Annotated in this window: 21 protein-coding genes and 1 pseudogene; 11 read left to right on the top strand and 11 right to left on the bottom strand. The window is 67.1% G+C overall.

Going from position 1 to position 19,600, the window contains the following annotated elements; translation table 11 throughout:
• Positions 1-208: 208 nt before the first annotated feature.
• From FXN61_RS06475 to FXN61_RS06465, 3 genes are all read left to right on the top strand, one after another.
• Complete coding sequence (locus FXN61_RS06475; protein WP_167971172.1) at positions 209-814, top strand: YiiX/YebB-like N1pC/P60 family cysteine hydrolase; 606 nt, start codon at positions 209-211, stop codon at positions 812-814.
• Between the two features lie 73 nt (positions 815-887).
• Positions 888-2,117: a YycP family beta-propeller protein gene (locus FXN61_RS06470; RefSeq protein WP_167971170.1), complete on the top strand. Its 1,230-nt coding sequence runs from the start codon at positions 888-890 to the stop codon at positions 2,115-2,117.
• Positions 2,118-2,296: 179 nt separating this feature from the next.
• Complete coding sequence (locus FXN61_RS06465; protein WP_167971168.1) at positions 2,297-2,689, top strand: VOC family protein; 393 nt, start codon at positions 2,297-2,299, stop codon at positions 2,687-2,689.
• Between the two features lie 57 nt (positions 2,690-2,746).
• On the opposite strand, the gene FXN61_RS06460 is transcribed toward FXN61_RS06465, so the two are convergent.
• Positions 2,747-3,121, bottom strand: coding sequence for a YccF domain-containing protein (locus FXN61_RS06460; protein ID WP_167971166.1), 375 nt, complete (start codon positions 3,119-3,121; stop codon positions 2,747-2,749).
• Between the two features lie 22 nt (positions 3,122-3,143).
• On the opposite strand from FXN61_RS06460, the gene FXN61_RS06455 reads away from it, so the two are divergent.
• A complete protein-coding gene (locus FXN61_RS06455) occupies positions 3,144-4,100 on the top strand; it encodes a Gfo/Idh/MocA family protein (RefSeq protein ID WP_167971164.1) in 957 nt (318 codons plus the stop codon).
• On the opposite strand, the gene FXN61_RS06450 is transcribed toward FXN61_RS06455, so the two are convergent.
• Both FXN61_RS06450 and FXN61_RS06445 read right to left on the bottom strand, forming a co-directional pair.
• The gene (locus FXN61_RS06450) at positions 4,079-5,284 is read right to left on the bottom strand and encodes an Nramp family divalent metal transporter (protein WP_312877576.1); all 1,206 of its coding nucleotides are present in this window, start codon (positions 5,282-5,284) and stop codon (positions 4,079-4,081) included. The genes FXN61_RS06455 and FXN61_RS06450 overlap by 22 nt on opposite strands.
• A gap of 55 nt (positions 5,285-5,339) precedes the next feature.
• Entirely contained in the window at positions 5,340-5,882 is a 543-nt protein-coding gene (locus tag FXN61_RS06445; protein WP_167971160.1) for a TetR/AcrR family transcriptional regulator, read from the bottom strand.
• Between the two features lie 52 nt (positions 5,883-5,934).
• Here FXN61_RS06445 and FXN61_RS06440 point away from each other — a divergent pair, with 52 nt between their 5' ends.
• Entirely contained in the window at positions 5,935-6,552 is a 618-nt protein-coding gene (locus FXN61_RS06440; protein WP_167971158.1) for an HAD family hydrolase, read from the top strand.
• On the opposite strand, the gene FXN61_RS06435 is transcribed toward FXN61_RS06440, so the two are convergent.
• On the bottom strand, positions 6,524-6,727 hold the full coding sequence (locus FXN61_RS06435) for a hypothetical protein (protein WP_167971156.1): 204 nt from the start codon (positions 6,725-6,727) through the stop codon (positions 6,524-6,526). The two genes, FXN61_RS06440 and FXN61_RS06435, sit on opposite strands and share 29 nt — an antisense overlap.
• A gap of 123 nt (positions 6,728-6,850) precedes the next feature.
• Between FXN61_RS06435 and FXN61_RS06430 the strand changes: the two genes are divergently transcribed.
• Together FXN61_RS06430 and FXN61_RS06425 are read left to right on the top strand one after the other, a co-directional pair.
• Positions 6,851-7,240 (top strand): cold-shock protein, encoded by a 390-nt coding sequence (locus FXN61_RS06430; protein WP_167971154.1) that lies wholly within the window; start codon positions 6,851-6,853, stop codon positions 7,238-7,240.
• 13 nt (positions 7,241-7,253) lie between these two features.
• The gene (locus FXN61_RS06425) at positions 7,254-7,838 is read left to right on the top strand and encodes an HD domain-containing protein (RefSeq protein ID WP_167971152.1); all 585 of its coding nucleotides are present in this window, start codon (positions 7,254-7,256) and stop codon (positions 7,836-7,838) included.
• Here FXN61_RS06425 and FXN61_RS06420 read toward each other — a convergent pair whose 3' ends face one another.
• From FXN61_RS06420 to FXN61_RS06410, 3 genes are read right to left on the bottom strand one after another with little or no spacing between them, the layout of a single operon-like run.
• Complete coding sequence (locus FXN61_RS06420; protein ID WP_167971151.1) at positions 7,839-8,294, bottom strand: DUF2771 family protein; 456 nt, start codon at positions 8,292-8,294, stop codon at positions 7,839-7,841. It abuts the gene before it with no gap.
• Positions 8,295-8,304: 10 nt separating this feature from the next.
• Positions 8,305-9,828 (bottom strand): MFS transporter, encoded by a 1,524-nt coding sequence (locus FXN61_RS06415; protein ID WP_376770588.1) that lies wholly within the window; start codon positions 9,826-9,828, stop codon positions 8,305-8,307.
• Positions 9,824-10,576: a glutaminyl-peptide cyclotransferase gene (locus FXN61_RS06410; RefSeq protein ID WP_167971149.1), complete on the bottom strand. Its 753-nt coding sequence runs from the start codon at positions 10,574-10,576 to the stop codon at positions 9,824-9,826. Before FXN61_RS06410 ends, FXN61_RS06415 begins: the two co-directional genes overlap by 5 nt.
• Before the next feature lie 73 nt (positions 10,577-10,649).
• Here FXN61_RS06410 and FXN61_RS06405 point away from each other — a divergent pair.
• Positions 10,650-11,362 (top strand): annotated as a pseudogene (locus FXN61_RS06405) (DUF3027 domain-containing protein).
• On the top strand, positions 11,359-14,133 hold the full coding sequence (locus FXN61_RS06400; RefSeq protein WP_167971148.1) for a sacsin N-terminal ATP-binding-like domain-containing protein: 2,775 nt from the start codon (positions 11,359-11,361) through the stop codon (positions 14,131-14,133). The pseudogene FXN61_RS06405 and the gene FXN61_RS06400 overlap by 4 nt, the downstream one beginning before the upstream one ends.
• 377 nt (positions 14,134-14,510) lie before the next feature.
• On the opposite strand, the gene FXN61_RS06395 is transcribed toward FXN61_RS06400, so the two are convergent.
• Genes FXN61_RS06395 through FXN61_RS06385 form a run of 3 tightly spaced genes read right to left on the bottom strand, consistent with a single transcriptional unit; the run spans position 14,511 to position 17,731 of the window.
• Positions 14,511-15,827, bottom strand: coding sequence for an MFS transporter (locus FXN61_RS06395; protein ID WP_376770587.1), 1,317 nt, complete (start codon positions 15,825-15,827; stop codon positions 14,511-14,513).
• A 4-nt stretch (positions 15,828-15,831) separates the two neighbouring features.
• Positions 15,832-16,257, bottom strand: coding sequence for a MarR family winged helix-turn-helix transcriptional regulator (locus FXN61_RS06390; protein WP_167971147.1), 426 nt, complete (start codon positions 16,255-16,257; stop codon positions 15,832-15,834).
• 40 nt (positions 16,258-16,297) lie between these two features.
• Positions 16,298-17,731, bottom strand: coding sequence for an NCS2 family permease (locus FXN61_RS06385; protein WP_167971146.1), 1,434 nt, complete (start codon positions 17,729-17,731; stop codon positions 16,298-16,300).
• A 16-nt stretch (positions 17,732-17,747) separates the two neighbouring features.
• Here FXN61_RS06385 and FXN61_RS51580 point away from each other — a divergent pair, with 16 nt between their 5' ends.
• Together FXN61_RS51580 and FXN61_RS06375 are read left to right on the top strand one after the other, a co-directional pair.
• Positions 17,748-18,011, top strand: a complete 264-nt coding sequence (locus FXN61_RS51580; RefSeq protein WP_312877575.1) for a DUF2530 domain-containing protein — start codon at positions 17,748-17,750, stop codon at positions 18,009-18,011.
• A gap of 6 nt (positions 18,012-18,017) precedes the next feature.
• Entirely contained in the window at positions 18,018-18,782 is a 765-nt protein-coding gene (locus tag FXN61_RS06375; protein ID WP_167971144.1) for an ABC transporter permease, read from the top strand.
• A 131-nt stretch (positions 18,783-18,913) separates the two neighbouring features.
• On the opposite strand, the gene FXN61_RS06370 is transcribed toward FXN61_RS06375, so the two are convergent.
• Positions 18,914-19,537: a superoxide dismutase gene (locus FXN61_RS06370; protein ID WP_167971143.1), complete on the bottom strand. Its 624-nt coding sequence runs from the start codon at positions 19,535-19,537 to the stop codon at positions 18,914-18,916.
• Positions 19,538-19,600: the final 63 nt, after the last annotated feature.

The following is a 19,600-nucleotide window of genomic DNA, read 5'->3' as shown; positions in this document are numbered from 1 at the left end:
AAACCGGCGGGATGCCGTATGTCGGTTGAACACCCGACAGACGGGAGTGGCCGGGCGGTCTAATGTCGCTTTCGTCATCGGACCGGGGGTTTCCAGGAATAAGAGGGGTCTGATCGCGACCATCCATGTGGTCGCGATCAGAGGGTTTGTGCGCGCTGCGCGCCTTTTCTTGGGGTCGCTGTCCACTGGTTTCAGAGTGGGGTTACACATGTCCAAAATCGGGCGAATTCTCGCCTCGTCCATGGCGGCCACCGTTGTGGCGGGAACGGCAATGGCCGGCCTGCTCGTCGCGCCCGCCCAGGCTGCGGAGACGGCCGCGCCGGACCAGGTCGGCATCGCTTCCTCCGACGACGGGGCCTGCACCACGAAGAAGACGGTCGGAAACGCGCGGAACAAGGGGGACATCTTCCACTCCTACGCCCAGACCGCCGTGTACAAGCACAACCACGTCGGCATCTACTACACGACGAAGACGATCGTGGAGGCGCCCGGCAGGGACTCCAAGAGCAGGTCCGTCACGGCATCCACGCTCAAAAAGTGTGGCCCCATCTACAAGATGTACGTAAAGGCCAAGCAGTCCAGCCGCGACAAGGCAGCCAACTACGCCTACACGCATTACCGCGGCAAGGAGTACGACCTGAACTTCGCGGTCAACAAGGGCAGCGACAGCACGAAGCTGAACTGCTCCGAGCTGGTGTGGAAGGCGTACAAGAACGCCGTGGACATCGAACTGGACAGCAACGGCGGGCCAGGCGTCTACCCCAACAACATCAAGGATGACGGCAGCACCGTGGTCTACGCGACCATCTCGTAACGACATCCAATGGGCGGTGCGGCCTGCCGGGGGGGTGGGCCGCACCGCCCGCCGTCTGAGAGGACTCGACCCGGTGCGTCTTCCCCGACTCATCGCCCTTGCCGCGTGCGCAATCCTGCCCGTGACGGCCTGCACTTCGCCGGATGGCGGAGTAGCGGGAAACATCGCCGATCCCGATGTGGTGAAGCTCGGCGAAACCGTTGTCGCGTTCTACCTCAGCCCGGACACCTCCACCGAGAAGAAGTCGACTGAGGAGCGCCCGGCCTATCTGGTCCTGGTGCAGGCGGACGGCAGCAAACAGCTGATCGAGACCAGCGGCATGACCGAGCCGCATATCGCGTGGTCGGAGGCCGGGCTGTTCTTCAGCGACCACAAACGCGACTACATCCTCGGCAAGGACGGTCTGGTCAGCTTCGAGAACAAGAAGGCAGGGCATCAGCAGTCGGCTTTCGCACTGCCCGGCAACAAGGGTTTCGTCGCGGTCTACAACGAAGGCTTCTCCGAATCCGGCTACACCAATCAGGTGGCCGTCACCACTTCGACCGGTTCCCAGCTCTACCAGGTCGAAGGAAACTACTTCATGAACGCGCTGTGCGGAGGGGTCCTCAACGGAGTCGCTACCGAGGTGGGCGCTCATTTCGCGGATTCGGCCAAGATTCCTGGCATGCGCTCGAAGGTCGATCCCGGTGCGCAGCCGGAGCTGCTTTCCCAGCTGTATCCGGCAACCGAAGGAGAGGAAAAGGTCCTCGCCTGGCGAGGAGCTTTCGATGCGGGAGACCACAACCGTCACGTGCCGTGTCACGACGGTGTCGTCACGTTCCTTTCCGACTACGCCGACGCCGACGGCAAGCCCCACATGACCATCGTTTCGTGGAACACCAGCAACGGTGAGTACACCGAACGACCCCTCCTCGACGTCCAGGGACGCCCCGTCGCCGAGGAACTGGTCGACCCCGAGACGTTCTCCCAGAAGTCCTACGACGCACGAGCGGTCCGAGGTGGTCACCTCGAATGGCTGGCCGCCGACGGCCGGATCATGAGCACCGAAATCGCCTCCGGGGTCACCAGGCCGCGGTTCGACACGGGGTTCACCTCGGGCAGCAATTCGTCCAGCCAGGCGATCTTCACGGACCGGTCGATACACCTCGTCCAGGAGACGTTCGACGGCGAGACGCCCGTCAAGATCAAGCAGTTCGACCGCGCCACCGGAGACATGGTCACCGAGATCGCCGTGCCCGGGCTGGCGAAACAGCGCGGCATCGAGTTCAACCTGCGGGGCACGGCCGTTCCGCCCACCGCCTGACCCACCGGCACGCGGGCGTGTCCGAAAGCGGCGGCGATCACGGCGAGACGCAGTGTGTTCACAGAGCGAAACCTGTCGCGTGAACCAAACAACGCCGCAGGTCACGAAGGGGTGAAAGTCCTCTTGCGGATGGAGTGTGACGCGCGCAACATCGGTGGATTCCGCCGAAGGAGGCGCTCATGCTCACCGCCACCAAGACCACGACGATGCTGCCCGTCGAGGACCCCGAGCGCGCCGGACATTTCTACACGGACATGCTCGGCCTCAAGCCCATCACCACGGCGCCGGACGGTACGCGGATCTTCGCGCTCGGCCAGGGCGACGCGCTCGGGTTGATGCCTGCGGAGAAGGGCGCGCAGACGGCTCACACGGTGCTCAGCTTCGAGGTGCCCGACATCGAGACCGAGATCCGCGAGCTCGAGGGCAAAGGCGTGCACTTCGAGGACTACGACCTGCCCGACTTCAAGACGACCAACCACATCGCGGTCATGGGCAACGAGCGCGCGGCGTGGTTCACCGACACCGAGGGCAACATCCTGTGCCTGCACGAGCTGCTGGGCGACGAAGCCTGACAGCCGTGCCACCGAGTGGCCTTCCGCTTCCCGCCCCCGACGGGAAGCGGGAGGCCCTCACGGAACCTCGACGATCTCCTTGCCCAGCGGCACCAGCGAGACCTTGACCAGCTTGAAGTTGGCGAGGCCGAGCGGGATGCCGATGATCGTCACGCACAGCGCGATGCCGGTGATGATGTGGCCGATCGCGAGCCAGACACCGGCGACGATGATCCAGATCACGTTGCCCAGCAGCGATCCGGTGCCCGCGCCCGGCTTGTCCACGACCTCGCGGCCGAACGGCCAGAGCGCGTAGTTCGCGATGCGGAACGACGCGATGCCCCACGGGATCGTGATGATCAGGATGCAGCAGATGAGGCCGGCGACCGCGTAGCCGACGGCCATCCAGAACCCGGCGAGCACCAGCCAGATCACGTTCAGGATGAGGCGCATACCTCCAATCTAAGCTCACGCCATGAAGTGGGGAGTGATCGCAACGGGCGGGATCGCGCAAGCCGTGACCGCCGACATGCTGAAAGTCGAGGGCGTCACGGTTCTCGCGGTGTCCTCCCGCGACAAGAGCAGGGCGCATGCGTTTGCCGAGCGTTTCGGCATCGAGCGCGCGTACGGCGACTACCACGACCTGCTCGCGGATCCCGACGTCGACGTCGTCTACGTCGCCACGCCGCACGGCCAGCACAAGGAGGTCACGCTCGCCGCGCTCAACGCCGGTAAGCACGTGCTGTGCGAGAAGGCCTTCGCGCTCACGGTCGCGGACGCGGAAGAGATGATCGAACGGGCGAGGTCGAAGAACCTCTTCCTGATGGAAGCCATGTGGACCCGGTTCAACCCGTTGATCCGCAAGGTCCACGAGGCCGTGCGTGACGGTGAGATCGGGGAGATCCGCTTCATCCGCGCGTCCTTCGGCTTCGCGCACGCCTTCGACGCGAACGATCGGCTCTGGGCGAAGGAGGCAGGCGGTGGCGCGCTGCTCGACCTCGGCGTCTACCCGGTCGCGCTCACGCACATGCTGCTCGGTGTTCCCCTGGAGGTCAGGGCATGGGGCGGCAAGGCACCGTCCGATGTGGACTCCGATGCCGGTCTGCTGCTCGGATACCCCGGTGGCGCACACGCCCTGCTGAGCTGCTCGCTCGTCGCGAACATCGGCTGCGAAGCGGAGATCGTCGGCACCGAAGGCGCCATCAAGATCGCCGACCCGATGTTCAACGCGACGAAAGCCACCATCAACGGCGTCGAGCACACCATTGAGAACGAGGGCTACACGCACCAGATCCGCGCGGTCGAGAAGTGCGTCGCCAGCGGCCTGACGGAGAGCCCGTCGATCACCTGGCAGAACACCCTGGAGATCATGCGCACGCTGGAAGACGCGCTGAACCAGCTCGGGGTGAACTACGCGGACATCGTCAGGTAGATCAACGCCACGTTCAGCACGACCACCGCGAACGCCACGGCGGACGCGGCAAGGGTGACCGAGCGCCGGTTCGCGAAAGAGCCCATCACGGACCGGCGCGCAGTCAGCCACACCAAAGGCACCAGTGCGAACGGGATGCCGAACGACAGCACGACCTGCGACAGCACCAGTGCGAACGTCGGATCGACCCCGACCGCCAGGATCGCCAGCGCCGGGACCAACGTGATCAACCGGCGCGCGAGCAACGGGATCCGCACCCGCAGCAGCCCGTCCATCACGACCGCGCCGGCGTAACAACCGACTGCGGTGGAAGCGAATCCGGACGCGAGCAGACCCAGCGCGAACAGCAGCGCGATCCCGCCGCCCAGCTGAGCCGAGACCGCCGCGTGCGCCCCTTCGAGCGTGTCGACGCCGGAAGTGCCCTGCAAAGCAGAAGCCGCGAGCAGCAGCATGGCCATGTTCACCGCACCAGCCAGCACCATCGCGACCACGACGTCGACCTTCGTCGCACCGAGCACAGAAGGGTTCCTGCCGTGCCGGTCCCGAGCCAGAGCGGAGTGCAGGTAGACCGCGTGCGGCATGACGGTCGCGCCGAGCATGCCTGCAGCGAGCAACACGCTGTCCGCACCGTCGAACCGCGGCACCAAACCCGAAGCAGCCCCGGAAACGGACGGCGGCGACACGAAGAGCCCCGCCATGAACCCGACCGCGATCACGACCAGCATCGTGGTGATCACGCGCTCGAACGGCTTCTGCCCGCGCTTGTCCTGCACCAGCAGCAACACCGTCGACACGACACCGGTGATCACGCCACCGAGCAGCAGCGGAAGATCGAAGAGCAGGGCGAGGGCGATGGCACCGCCGAGCACCTCGGCCAGATCGGTGGCCATCGCGACGACCTCGGCCTGGCCCCAGTAGGCCAGCCGCACCGGACGAGGCAGGTGATCACGCACCGCCTCCGGCAACGACTGCCTGGTGACCAGGCCGAGCTTCGCCGACAGGTACTGCACGAGCCCCGCAATGACGTTCGCCACGACGAGCACCCAGACCAGCAGGTACCCGTAGCGGGCGCCGGCCGCGGTGTTGGTGGCCACGTTGCCGGGATCGACGTACGCGATCGCGGCGACGAACGCCGGACCGAGCAACGCCGCACCCGTGCGAATCCGCGTGCTGACTGCGACCACCCTCGGACACCCCCTTGTTGCCACATTATTGCAACAAGGGGGTGTGCCTACGTCGTCACGCCTCCATCGTCGCTCGGGCGACCGTGACGACGGCGTCGATCGCGCTGTCGAGGTCGCCGCTCGGCATCAACAGATGGCTCAACGCGAGGCGCACGGTCGTTTCGGCCGTGAGTCGCACGTGCCTGCCGGGAAAGTGCTCGCTGAGGTGCCGCTCGACGACCTCGGTCGCCTGGAACAGCACGGGATGGCCGCGAATCGTGAGGAACGGCAGCAGATCTTCCGCGTCCTGCCCGGTCAGCACGGCGGAGACCAGCCGGTCCTTCTCGGTCTGCTCGAAGGTGAAGCGGAACGCCGACCGCATCGCCTGCCACGGGTCGGGGTCCTGCCTCAGCCGGGTCACGATCCCGGAGAGGTACTCCTCCGTCCGGTGGGCCGCGACGGCCTGGACGAGCCCCTCCTTGTTGCCGAACTCGTTGTAGACGGTCTGTCTGCTCACCCCGGCGCGACTGGCGACCTCGATCATGCGCAGCCCGTGGAACCCGTGGGCGGCCAAGAGATCGGCAGCCGCGTCCAATAAGAGCTCAGTGATGTCGCTCACCCAGTCAGCTTTACACAGTTACGCGTTTTGTATAGACGTAGAGTGAGGTTCTGTGCCTTTCACCGTGGGTTTCGACCTGGACATGACACTCATCGACCCGCGACCGGGCATGGCGGCCGTGCTGAACGAGGTGGGCGCCCGCACCGGCCATGAGCTGGACGGCGACCAGTTCGCCTCGAACCTCGGCCCGCCCCTCGACATGGTCTACCGCGAGATGGGCGTTCCGGAGGAAGAGATTCCGGACATGGTCTCGCTCTTCCGCGCGCTGTACCCGGACGTCGTGATCCCCGCGACGGTCGCGCTACCCGGTGCCGCGGCGGCCCTGCAGTGCGTGCGGGAGCTGGGTGGCCAGACCATGGTCGTGACCGGGAAGTACCGCAAGAACGCCGCGCTGCACCTCGAAGCGATGGGCTGGGAGGTCGACCACCTCTACGGCGAACTGTGGTCGACGGGCAAGGCCGAGTCGCTCAAGCTGCACGGCGCCGCGATCTACGTGGGCGATCACATCGGGGACATGCGTGGCGCAGCGGCTGCCGGAGCGCTGGGCGTCGGCGTGGTCACCGGGCCCTGTTCGCGCTCTGAGCTGGCCGAGGCGGGTGCCGCCGTCGTCCTGGAGGACCTGCGGGAGTTCCCGGAGTGGCTCAGGACTTCTTCTGGCGTGATTTCCTGACCACCGCGATGATCCCGAGCCCCAGCCCGGCGGCCGGCAGGTAGGTCGCGATCACGTTCAGCCACACGGGCAGGTCGCTGTGGCCAGTGGCGAAGAGCACGAAGACCGTGATGATCGCCAGTACACCGACGGCGAACAGGCCGATGGCCAGCGGCATCAACTTCGGAACGGTCATACGAGCAGGGTAATGCCCTAACGGAGGTGCCTTCCCCCTGGTGTTCTGGCTACTCTGGTGAGACGCGTCTCGGGTGGGCCTGGGGCGCGTTCGTTGTGCAGAAGCAAGGGAATGGTGAGCGCAGTGCCGACCGGCAAGGTCAAGTGGTACGACACGGAGAAGGGCTTCGGGTTCGTCACCCAGGACGGTGGCGAGGACGTCTACGTCCGCAAATCCGCGTTGCCGCCCGGCGTCGACGGCCTCAAAGCCGGCCAGCGCATCGAGTTCGGCATGGCGGAGGGCCGCCGCGGGCCGCAGGCGCTGTCCGTGCGCCTGGTCGACCCGGCGCCGTCCGTCGCGGAGGCGCGTCGCCGTCCCGCGGAGGAGCTGCACGGCCTGATCGAGGACATGATCAAGCTGCTGGAGAACAAGGTGCAGCCCGACCTGCGCCGCGGCCGCTACCCGTCCGACAAGAAGACCATGAAGCTCGTCGCCGAGGTCGTCCGGGCGGTGGCGCGGGACCTCGATCCGTAAAAAGATCGGCTTCATGTCTGACGCGGATCGCATCGTCGAGTTCGTCTACGAGGTCGGCCAGCTCAAGCGCCTGCCCAGAGCGGGGTGGCTGTTCGCCGGGGTGCAGAACCCCGAGTCGGTGGCCGCCCACTCGTTCCGGGTGGGCGTTCTGGCGTACGCGATCGCCGTTCAGGAGGGTGCGAACGCGGACAGGGCGGCGACGCTCGGGCTGTTCCACGACGTGCCGGAGACACGGATCGGCGACATCCCGTACGTCGGCAAGCTCTACGTCGACGTGAAGATGCCGCCGGAAGAGGTGGCGCGAGAGCAGGTCCAGCACCTGCCCGCGCCGCTGGCCGCGCACATCGAGGCGCTCGTCGCCGAGCACGAGTCCGCGAAGGGCGACGACCACACGCCTGAGGCGCGCTGCTCGCGTGACGCGGACAAGCTCGAACTCCTGCTGCAGGCCAGGGAATACCAGGCCGCGGGGATCACGAAGATGGAGCGCTTCATCCAGACCATGCAGGCGTCGGTGGTCACCGACACCGGCAAGGCGCTGCTCGACTCGGCACTGAGGATCGTGCCCAGCGAGTGGTGGGAAGCCTTCGGCAAGCGATGATCAGCTGGTGACCTCGACCGCCCAGTAGCCGCGAAGGAGCGGCTGACCGGTTTCGAGAACGGCCGCGGCCGCCTCGTGGATCTCGATCCCCAGCAGCTGGTCGGTCTTGTTCGGCAGGGAGAGGGTGTAGGTGAAGTTCTCGCCCTTGCCCAGCAGGCCGGTGCCCGTGGTCTGTTCCCTGCCCTCCGTGTCCCTGTAGAGGAACACGGCCTCCCAGATGCCGTCCGCTAGCTGGCCGTCCACCGAGATCTGCACGACCTTGCCGGCGGGGACCCTGAGCTTCGCGGGTTTGGTCTGCTCCGCGCAGTTCTCGCCTTCGATGTCGCAGTAGACCGCCGGCTCGACCCGGATGGTCTTGCCGTTCGCGTAGAACGTGACCTCGGGGTAGTGGCGGGGCAGCGCACACCCCGTCAGCACGAGAACGCTGGCGGCCAGAACAGAAGCAAGTCGACGCACGTCAGGCAGCCTACGGGGTTGCCGGAGTGGGCCTGCGGACGAGCCTGTGCAACGAGGTGCCGTTGCGGTACATCCAGGTCTGCGTGAGGCCGAGCGCGAGCAGCACGGACAGCACCAGGAACCCGACCCAGAACGTCGCGGGCAGCAGCACGCCGAGCGCACCGCCGAAGACCCATGCGAGCTGCAGGACCGTCTCGGAACGGCCGAACGCGGACGCGCGCGACTCCTCCGGCAGGTCGTCCTGGATCACCGCGTCCAGGCTGACCTTGGCGAGCGATGACGCCGTTGCTCCCAGCAGACCGACGATGGCGGCGGTGACCAGGCCGGGGAGTGCCGCGGCGACGATCGTGGCACCGAGCGCCGTGCCCACGCAGGCGAGAACCACCTCGTCCGGCTTGCCGAAGTGCTGGCGCGCGCCGATGGCGTTGCCGAGGAAGCTCCCCGCACCCGCGGCAGCGGCGATCACACCGAGCAGCAGGAGCTGCTGGACCGCGTCACCCTCGGTCTGCGCACGGACCACGAAAGCCGCGAAGAGCGTCAGGAACCCGGTCAGCATCCGGATGGAACCGTTGCCCCACAACGCGACCACGATGTGCCGCGACACGCGTTGCTTGGCGGGCCTCGGCGTGAGCGTCGCCGGCACCTCGCCCTCGGTCACCTCGACCCACGACGGGATGCGCATGCAGACGACCGCGTTCACGAGGCAGAGCACCGCGGTGAACCACAGCGCGCCCGGTGAGCCGAAGAGCTTCGCGAAGCCCGCGGCGAACGCACCGAACACCGCGCCCGCCGCGAGACCGAAGACCGTCATGCGGGCGTTGGTCTTGGACAGCGTGATCTCCGGCGGCAGCACACGCGGGGTGATCGCGGACTTGAGAACGGTGAACGACTTGCTGAGCACCATGCTGCCCAGCGCGGCCGGGTACAGCAGCCAGTTGTCGAAGTTCAGCGCCATCACGATCGCCAGCACGATCCGCAGCACGCAGGACGCGGCCAGCGCGAGCCGCCGTCCCCGTTGGATCCTGTCCAGCAACGGGCCGATCACCGGTGCGATCAACGCGAACGGTGCGACCGTGATCAGCAGGTACAGCGCGACCTTGGTCTTGGACTCCGCTGACGCCGCCGAGAAGAACAGGGTGTTCGCCAGCGCCACGGCCATCGCCGCGTCGGCGGCGTAGTTCATCATCACCGCGTAGGTGACAGAGGCCATTCCGGACTTCTTGGCGCCGTCGGCGTGGGCCGCGCGCCGGAACGCCGCGACCGCCTGCTGCGAGATCTGCTTGCTGCGGAACCACGCGACGCGCGTGACCGTGAGCTTCTTCGGCGGCTTGGGCGTCGGGGTGGTCTGCTGATCCTGGTTCGGCAGCGGGCGGGTGTTCTGCGGCTTGTCCCGGGGACGGCGTGGCGGAGCCTGGAAACCGTGTTCGGACGTGGTGCGAGGACGCTGCCGCGGCTGGTACTCGTCGTCCTGCCACGGGTAGCGCTTCGGAGCCGGTTCGTCACTCCACCCGCGGTCGCCCGTCACACCCTCAATCCTGCCCCATTCCGTTGAACCTCACTCGGAAGATGGTCGGCCAGTTCTTGCCTGTGACCAGGAACTCGTTGGTCCCGGGGACGTGCGCGATGCCGTTGAGCACGTCCACGTCGCCGGAGGGCTTCAGCGACGCCAGGTCGTAGGTGTTGATCACCTGGCCGTTGGCGGGGTCGATGCGGACGATCTCGTCGGTCTTCCACACGTTCGCCCAGACCTTGCCGGCGACGCACTCCAGTTCGTTCAGCTGCTCGAGAGGCTTGCCGCCGCGGGTGACCTGCACACTTCCGGTTTCCTTGAACGACTTCGGATCGCGGAAGGTCAGCTTCGCGCTGCCGTCGCTCATGATCAGGCGCTGACCGTCGTCGCAGATGCCCCAGCCCTCGCCGTCGTAGTTCACGCGGCGGACCTCGTTCAGCGTCTTGCGGTCACGTTCGATCGCCACGCCGTTGCGCCACGTGATCTGCCAGATGGTGTCGCCGACGACCGTGATGCCCTCGCCGAAGAAGTCCGGAGGAAGATCGACCTTCTTCTGGACGTTGCCGCTCGACGGATCGAGCGCGCGCATCGTCGACTGGCCCTCCAGACCGGTGCCCTCGTAGAGGACACCGTCGACCAGTTCCAACCCCTGGGTGAACGCCGACGTGTCGTGCGGGATCTTTTGCAGTACTTCTACCTGCGGTTTTGTTTCTTGCGGCGTCGAGCAGGCGGCCAAGACCGCGACGAGGACCAGCCAGACGGGTGAGCGCACGCAACGGAGGGTGGCACGAGTTTTCGTCCCGGCGAAGACCTGCGGCACAATTCACCACGTGACCGCGACTGAGATGCTCCTCGACGCCGTTGATCTCGCCCGCGCCGCCGCCGAGGAAGAGGCGGGTGTGGAACGCGTCGGCGCTCACGTCGGCGTGCACGGTGAGGACGAGTACTCCGTCACCCACCTGTTCGAGGCCGAGCACGCGGGCTACCGCGGCTGGAACTGGGCCGTGACCGTCGCCTCCGCCGGCGAGGGTTGCCCGGTCTCGGTCAGCGAGGTCGTGCTGCTGCCTGGCCAGGACGCTCTGGTCGCGCCCGAGTGGGTGCCGTGGAGCGAGCGCGTCCGCGCCGGCGACCTCGGTGTCGGCGACCTGATGCCGCCCCGCGAGGACGACCCGCGCCTGATCGACGCTACGTCCAGTCCGACGACCCGGCGATCGAGGAGGTCGCGCTGGAGATCGGCCTCGGCCGGACTCGCGTGCTGTCCCGCGAGGGCCGCATCGAGGCCGCGGACCGCTGGTTCGCCTCCGACTTCGGCCCGAAGTCCGACATGGCCCGCAGCGCCCCCGCGCACTGCGGCACGTGCGGCTTCTACACCCGCGTGGCCGGTGCGTTCGGTGCCGCGTTCGGCGTGTGCGCGAACGAGATCGCGCCCGCGGACGGCCACGTCGTGCACGTCGAGTACGGCTGCGGCGCCCACTCCGAGGTCGAGGTCGAGATGGGCTCGATCGTGCCGGTCGCCGACCTGGTCTACGACGACGCGCAGCTGGACGTCTCGGAGTGACCGACCCGTTCGGGACCGAGGCCCTGCGCACCTCGGTCCTCGCCGCGTGGCGTGGTTCGCCCACCCGCTTCCGCGAAGACGCGAACGCTGAAGAAGACCTTCGCCTCGGCGGCTACCGGGATCGGCTGCTCGTCGAGCTCGCCCAGAACGCCTCCGACGCGGCGGGCACCGAGCCGGGTGTGTTGCGGATCACTCTGGTGGACGGTGAGCTGCGTGCCGCCAACACCGGTGCGCCTTTGACCGCTGCCGGTGTTGCCGCTCTGGCTTCGTTGCGCGCCTCGGCCAAGGAGTCCGGTGTCGGGCAGTTCGGCGTCGGCTTCGCGGCCGTGCTGGCCGTGTCGGACGCGCCGCGGGTGGTGTCCGTTTCGGGTGGCGTGGAGTTCTCCGCCTCGCGGACTCGCTCCGAGGTGCCGGAGCTGGCGTCCGAGCGCGGTGGCGACGTGCCGGTGCTGCGCTTGGCGTGGCCCTGCTCCGAGACCGTTCCCGAGGGTTTCACGACCGAGGTCCGGCTGCCGCTGAAGGTCGACCTGTCGCTGGACGACCTGGCTGCCGAGGTTCCCGACCTGCTGCTGGCGCTGCCGGGTCTGCGGCGGATCGAGGTCGGCTCCCAGTCGTGGGAACGCTTCGTCACCGCGGACGGCGTGGTCACCGTCGGCTCGTCGCGCTGGCTGGTCGAGCGCGCTGTTGGTGAGCTGCCTGCCGAGTTGGTGCAGGGCGTCGAGCATCGTCCTCAGTGGACTGTCTCGTGGGCGTACCCGCTGGATGCTCCGTTGGGTGAGGACGTGCTGCACGCGCCGACCCCGACCGACGAGCGCCTGTCGTTGCCTGCCCGTCTGATCGCCACCGTGCCGGTCGAGCCGTCGCGCCGCCGGATCCTGCCTGGCGCGGCCGCGTGGTCGGTGCTGGACTCCGCCGCCGTTCTGTACCCGGCTCTGATTTCGCGAGTTCCTGCGGTGGAGCGGACGGCTCTGGTGCCGCTGCCCGGCTTCCCGCTGTCCGAAGTGGACGATCGTCTGCGCACGGCTGTGCTTCGCTCGTTGCGTTCTTCGTCGTGGCTGCCTTTGGCTTCGGGCGAGTGGATCGCGCCTTCGCGGGCTCGCGTGCTGGACGTGGGCTCCGAGGAGCTCGTCGAGCTCGTCGAGGACGCCTTGCCGGGGCTCCTGGATGCCGAGCTGTCCGCTCCGGTGCACGCGAAGGCGTTGGCGGCGCTGGAAGTTCCGCGTGTCTCCACGGCCGAGGTGGTCGCCGCGCTGGCCGGTGTCTCCGGCGATCCAGGCTGGTGGCGTGATGTCTACGCCGCTTTCGAGCCGTTGGCCGAGGTGGATCCGGACGTTCGCGAGGCGCTGCAGTCGTTGCCGGTGCCGTTGGCTGACGGCCGCACCGTGACGGGTCCGCGCACGACGTTGATCGCTGACGAGCCGTTGCCCGGATTGCGGGTCGTGCACCCGGACGCCGTGCATCCGCTGCTGGTTCGGTTGGGCGCGGTCGAGGCCGGCGCTGCCGAGCTGCTGGCCGATCCGTCGTTGCGCGAGAACGTGTCGCGGTCGTTGGAGGACGCCGAGGCCGGGCTCGAAGGCGATGACCTGATCGAGACCGTGCTGCGGCTGGTGGACCGCGCCGGGGTGCGGGCAGGCGAAGAGCCCTGGCTGGGTGCGCTGGCGCTGCCTGACGCTTCTGGTGAGTGGCACCGGGCGGACGAGCTCCTGCTGCCCGACTCCGCGCTCGTGGGCGTCGTCGAGGCTGAGGCGTTCCCGTTGCTGTCCAAGGACATCGCCGAGACCTATCCGCGTTCCGCGCTGGTCGCGGTGGGCGTGGTCGACGGTTTTTCGCTGGTGATCGACGACGAGCCGGCTGGTCCCGATCACGATCTGCCGGACGAGTCCGCGTGGTGGTCGTCCGTGCCGGACGAGCCTGGTCGCGTCGTTGCCGTTCGGGATCTGGATCTGGTGGCTGACTGGCCGGCTGCGTTGCGGTTGCTGGCTTCTGACCCGGTGACCTGGCGTGCGGTGACCGAGCCTGACGGGTACACGGGCTGGTGGATCGCCCGGCATGCGTCGTTGGCGGGTAAGGCTCCTCGCGAGTACCGGCTTGCTGATGCCGCGTTGCTCGACGGGCTCTTCGATGCCGTGCCGGATCTGGAGTTGCCTGAGCACGTGCTGCGGGCGGCAGGGGTTCGGTCTCGGCTGGAGATCTTCGACGACGATGACGCCGAGTTCGTGCTGGAGCGGCTCGGGGATCCGGATCGTGCCATCGCGGATGCCGTGGTGTTGCGTGCTCATGCGGCCCTGCCGGAGGGCGATTTTGCGCCGCCAGAGCGGGTTCGCGTGCTTTCGGGCGAGGTCGTTGCTGCTGACGACGTTGTGGTCCTTGATCACCCCTGGTTGCTCGGGGTTGTTCCTGCTTCTCGGGTGCTGCTTGCTGATGGGTCCGAGGAGCTGGCCGACCTGTTGGATCTGGCGCTTGCTTCTGAGGAGTTCGACGGGTCGCCCGACCATGTTGGTGAAGTGGTGCAGTGGCAGGACCTCGGGGCGGTTCGGATGGCTTGTGAGCTGCTTGAGGTTGCTTTGCCTGACGGGGTTGTCGTTGTGCACGACTCGTTGGTCGTTGATGGGCAGCGGGTTGAGTGGTGGATGGCTGATGGGGTTCCCCACGCTGCTGATACGCCTGAAGGGTTGGCTCGGGCTTTGGCTTGGGTTTCTGGGCGGTGGGAGGATCGGCACACGTTCGCTGCTTTGATCACGGATCCGACTGCTGCGACCTTGTTGGGCTGATTTCTGGGGTTTTCGATCTTGTCGGACCCTGTGAGTACGTTGAGATGTAGGGGTTCCCAGTTCGGGGGGACGCCTGCGTGAGCGTGCGGTGTGCGCGCTCGTGCCGTAGGTGGTGCGGCTGTGCGCTCGTGCCGTAGGTGGTTGTTGTGCGTTGGCGGCTGGCGGTTTCGTGGTTCCCCCAGGGGTTCTGCCCCCGGACCCCCGGCAATCTGATCGGGGGTCCAGCGCCGTGCGCGGGTTGATGGCACGCCTGTTGCTTTGGGCGGGGTGCTGTTGCGTGCGTATTTGGGGTGTGGGGTGTGAAAAGCGCGCTCGGCTTCGCCGTTGCGGTCGGCTCGGCTGCGCCATCGCCGCTCGCCTGGGGCGTGCGGGAGGTGTTAGCTGGCGATCTCGGCGGGCTCTCGCGCCGCTGCCTTCTCCGGACTCGCCTTCCTGCGCAGGCGGGGTTTTGCGATGTCGCCGCGTCGGATCAGGATGATCCACGCGGTCATCGTCACCAGCATCGACACTGCGCCGCCGATGATGATCGGGGCTCGTCCGTTGATCTCGCCCAGCCATCCCATCAATGGGCCGCCGACGGGGTTTCCGCCTAGGAATACGAGCATGTAGATGCCCATCACCCGGCCCCGCATCTCCGGCTCGACCGCTAGCTGGATGGTTGCGTTCGCGGTGGTGTTGAACGTCATCATCGCGATGCCCACCGGGATCATCATCAGGCCGGTCAGCAGCATCGTCGGCATCATGCCCGACACGATCTCCAGCGCGCCGAACACCACGCCTGAGCCGATGAAGACGCTCAGTCTGGGGGTCTTGCGCCTGGCTGCCCAGGTTGCGCCTGCCAGTGTGCCCACGGCTATCAGCGTTGACAGGAGGCCGTAGGCGTCGGCGTCGCCGCCGAAGACGTTGCGAGCCATGATCGCCAGGGTCATGTAGAAGTTCATGCCGAACGTGGCGATGAAGAACACCAGGAGCATCACGGTCAGCAGGTCTGGGCGGTTTCGCACGTAGCGCAGGCCGGAGAGGAGCTGGCCCTGTTCGCGTGGGATGGGGTCGGAGCGCTGGAGTTGGGACGTGCGCATCAGCCAGATGCCGCCCACCACGCCTACGAAGCTGATGGCGTTGGCCAGGAAGACCCAGCCCGTGCCGATCGCCACGATGGTCACGCCTGCGATGGCCGGGCCGATGATTCGGGCCAGGTTGAACATCATCGAGTTCAGGGCTACGGCGTTGGTCAGGGAGTCGCGGCCGACCATCTCCACGACGAACGACTGGCGTACTGGGGTTTCGACAGCCGAGAAGGCGCCTAGCAGTAGGCAAAGCAGGTAGACGTGCCAGAGTTGTACGACGCCGGTGACGTCCAGCAGGCCCAGGGCCAGAGCGCAGATGCCCAGCGCGGACTCCAGCCACAGCAGCAGCTTGCGCTTGTCCATGCGGTCGGCGAGCACGCCGCCCCACATGGAGAGGAGCAGGACGGGCAGGAACTGCAGTGATGCGGCGATGCCGAGGGCCATGGGGGAGCCGTTGGAGAGTTCCAGGACCAGCCAGTCCTGGGCCACTCGCTGCATCCACACGCCGACCAGCGAGATGATCTGGCCTGAGGCGTAGAGGCGATAGTTGTGTATGCCTAACGAACCGAACATTCCGGTACGACGAGGTGGCGAACTGTCTGCTCCACCACCCGCGTAACCCGACACGTCCTTACTGCCCCGCCATCCTGTCGATGATCTCGGCGGCTTGCGAGAGCAGTTCCCGTTCGTCGGGCTCCAGCTCCGCGAGCCTCTTGTCCAGCCACGCTTCGCGCGCTGTGATCTCGTCTTCCAGGTACGACAAGCCTTCGCCCGTCAGCTCGACGATCGCTTGACGGCCGTCGGTGGGGTGCGGGCTGCGCGTGGCGAAGCCGAACTCCTCCAGGGCGGCGATCACGCGCGTCATCGACGGCGGCTGCACGCCTTCCTTGGCCGCGAGTTCGCCTGGTGTCAGCGGTCCGCACTTGTGCAGTGTGGACAGCGCGGACACCTGCGTGAGCGACACCGACGAGTTGGTGCGCTGTGCCCGAAGGCGACGATTGAGGCGAACGACGGCAAGCCGCAGCCTGCTCGCCAGTCCGTGCTGTCCGTCCGCCACGTAGTTAGCATACCTCACGAAATAGTTTCCTGCCGAAAGGTCAGTTGAGCAGGCTCTGGATCGGGCCCAGCGCGAAGTAGACGATGAACGCCGCCGCCACGATCCACATCAACGGGTGGATGCCGCGTGCCTTGCCGGTCAGCGCCTTGAGCAGGACGTAGCTGACGAAGCCTGCGCCGATGCCGTTCGCGATCGAGTAGGTGAACGGCATGACCACGATGGTCAGGAAGGCGGGGAGAGCGATCGTGAAGTCGGTGAAGTCGATCTCGCGGACCTGCATCATCATCAGCGCGCCGACGATCACCAGTGCGGGCGCGGCCGCCTCGATCGGCACGACCTCGTAGAGCGGCGTGAAGAACATCGCCAGCAGGAACAGCACGCCGGTCACGACGTTCGCCAGGCCAGTCCGCGCGCCCTCGGCGATGCCGGACGCCGACTCGATGTAGACCGTGTTCGACGAGCTGGACGCGGCACCGCCGGCCACCGCGCCGAGGCCGTCGACGAACAGCGCCTTGCCGACGTTCGGCAGCTGGCCGTCCTTGTCGATGAGGTCCGCTTCCTTGCCGAGGCCGGTCATCGTGCCGACCGTGTCGAAGAAGTCGGTGAGCACGAGCGTGAAGACGATGAGGGCCGCGGCGAGCGCGGGGAGACGCGTCCAGGCACCGAACGACACCTCGCCGAGCAGCGACAGGTCAGGCACGCCGAAGACGTGGTCGGGCAGTGCGGGGTAGCCGAGGTTCCAGCCCTTGGCGTTCGTGCCTGCCGACGGTCCTGCCTTGACGATCGCCTCCAGGACGATCGCGAAGATCGCCGTGGCGATGATGCCGATGAGGATCGCGCCCTTGATCCTGCGCGCGAACAGCACGCCGGTGAGCACCAGTCCGACCACGAAGACCAGCGTCGGCCAGCTCGCGATCGACCCGTTGATGCCGAGACCGACCGGCACCGTGGTGTTGGCGGCGTCCGGCAGCCTGCGCACGAACCCGGCGTCGACCAGGCCGATGAACGTGATGAAGATGCCGATGCCGACCGCGATGGCGGCCTTGAGCTCGTTCGGCACCGCGTTGAACACCGCGGTCCGCACGCCCGTGACCACCAGCAGGAGCACGACCAGGCCGTTGACCAGGATGAGGCCCATCGCCTCCGGCCACGACACCTTGGCCGCCACCGAGACCGCCACGAACGAGTTGATGCCGAGCCCCGTGGCCAGCGCGAACGGGTAGTTCGCGATCAGTCCGAACAGGATGGTCATCACGCCGGCCACCAGTGCCGTCACCGCCGCCACCTGCCCGACCGGCAGGATGTTGCCCAGCACGTCGGGGTGCGCCCCGGGCCCCGTCGGCGCGAAGCTGCCGATGATCAGCGGGTTCAACACGACGATGTACGCCATCGTGAAGAACGTCACGACACCGCCGCGCACTTCGCGCGCCACGGTGGACCCGCGCTCGGAAATCTTGAAGAACCCGTCCAGCATCTGGTCTCCTTACGATGTGTCCGAACGCGACTCCACCCCACACCCACCGCCGCTGCCTCATCGGCTGGCCGATCCGGTGCCGGTCGTGCTGGGGGGAACCGCGCTGTGGTTCCTCGGTTTTCTCGTCGTGCTCGTGGTGGACCGCTCGAACAGCACGCTGCTCTGGACGACCTTGTCCGGCGGCCTGCTCGGGATCATCGGGTACGGAGTGTTCTACTGGCAACGCCGGGCCGCGAGGCGAGGGTCACGTACCGCCCAGCAGGGGCTTGAGGACGTCTAGTCCCGCATGGTGATCGCCACCGACTGGGCCCGGCTGCTGATCGTCTGCGTCGTGTTCACGGCCGCCGCCGGCGCCATCGCGTGGTTCACCGGCCTCACCACCCCGAAGCCGTTCATCAACGCGGCCGTCCGCGCTCTCCTGCAGCTCGCGGCGGTGTCCGCCGTGATCACCTTCGTTCTCACCCACCTGGGCCTCACCGGCGTCTTCCTCGCCGTGATGGCCGTCGTGGCCACTGCGACGTCGGCCAGGCGCACCGGCACCGGCGGGCGGGGCGCCTGGGTGGCCGCGGCGATCCTCATCGGCACGGTCCCGGCGCTGGGCCTGCTCATCGGGCTCGGCCTGCTCCCCGTCCAGGGCATCGCCCTCATCCCGGTGGGCGGCATCCTGATCGGTGGCGCCATGACCGCGACCACGTTGTCGGCCAGGCGTGCCCTGGACACCCTCAAGGACCGCCACGGCGAGTACGAGGCCGCTCTCGCGTTGGGCTTCACCGAGCCGACGGCTGTTCGTGAGCTGATCCGCAAGCCGTCGGCCGAAGCCCTGATCCCGGCTCTCGACCAGACCAGGACGGTCGGTCTGGTCACCCTTCCGGGTGCTTTCGTCGGGATGTTGCTGGGCGGTGCGCCAGTCTGGCAGGCCGGTGCCCTGCAGATCGTGGTGCTCCTGGCCCTGCTGGCCGTCGAAGCCGCCGCTGTCGCCACCGTGGTCGAGCTGGTTGCGAGGGGTCTGGTCAGGAGGACTTCCCAAGCAGGAGAAGTTAGGCTAACCTAAGTCTCGTCGCTTCGTGGTGGGAGCGGCAGTCAGTTCGGGAACTGACGAGGCCCCCGCTCTGGGCAGAGCGGGGGCCTCGTCGTGTTCGGCGGGAGGGAAGCTTTGTCGGAGCACCCACCGCCGAAGTCTGATCAGCCGAGCTGCAGGCCGTTCCTGCCGGCGCGCGCGGCCTCGAAGCGGGCTGAGACGTCGTCCCAGTTCACGACGTTCCACAGCGCCGAGATGTAGTCGGCCTTCAGGTTGCGGTACTGCAGGTAGTACGCGTGCTCCCAGATGTCGAACGCGAGCAGCGGCGTGGTCGCGATCGACAGGTTCGAGTGGTGGTCCTTGAGCTGCTGCGTGATCAGCTTCTGGCCGACCGGCTCCCACGCGAGGATGCCCCAGCCCGAGCCCTGGATGCTCGAAGCTGCGGCGTTGAGCTGGGCACGGAACTTGTCGAACGAGCCGAAGTTCTCGTCGATCGCGGCCGCGAGCTCGCCGACCGGCTTGTCGCCGCCGTTGGGTGAAAGGTTCTTCCACCACACCTGGTGCAGCGCGTGGCCGGCCAGGTGGAACGCCAGCGTGGTCTCGAGGCCGACGATGCCCCCGAAGTTCTCCTTGTCGCGGGCTTCCTCGATCTGCTCCAGCGTGTCGTTCGCGCCCTTCACGTACGCCGCGTGGTGCTTGCCGTGGTGCAGCTCGTTGATCTCGCCGATGATCGCCGGCTCGAGGTCGCCGTAGTCGTAGTCGAGATCCGGCAGCACGTACTGGGCCATGACATCTCCCCATTTGCAATAACTTGGTACTTGCAACTTACTGGCAACAAGGTCCAGTAAACC

Source organism: Lentzea indica (genome assembly GCF_012184385.1).
GTDB lineage: Bacteria > Actinomycetota > Actinomycetes > Mycobacteriales > Pseudonocardiaceae > Lentzea > Lentzea indica.
The sequence above is the reverse complement of the archived record's forward strand: the minus strand, read 5'-3'. Positions and strand labels throughout refer to the sequence as shown.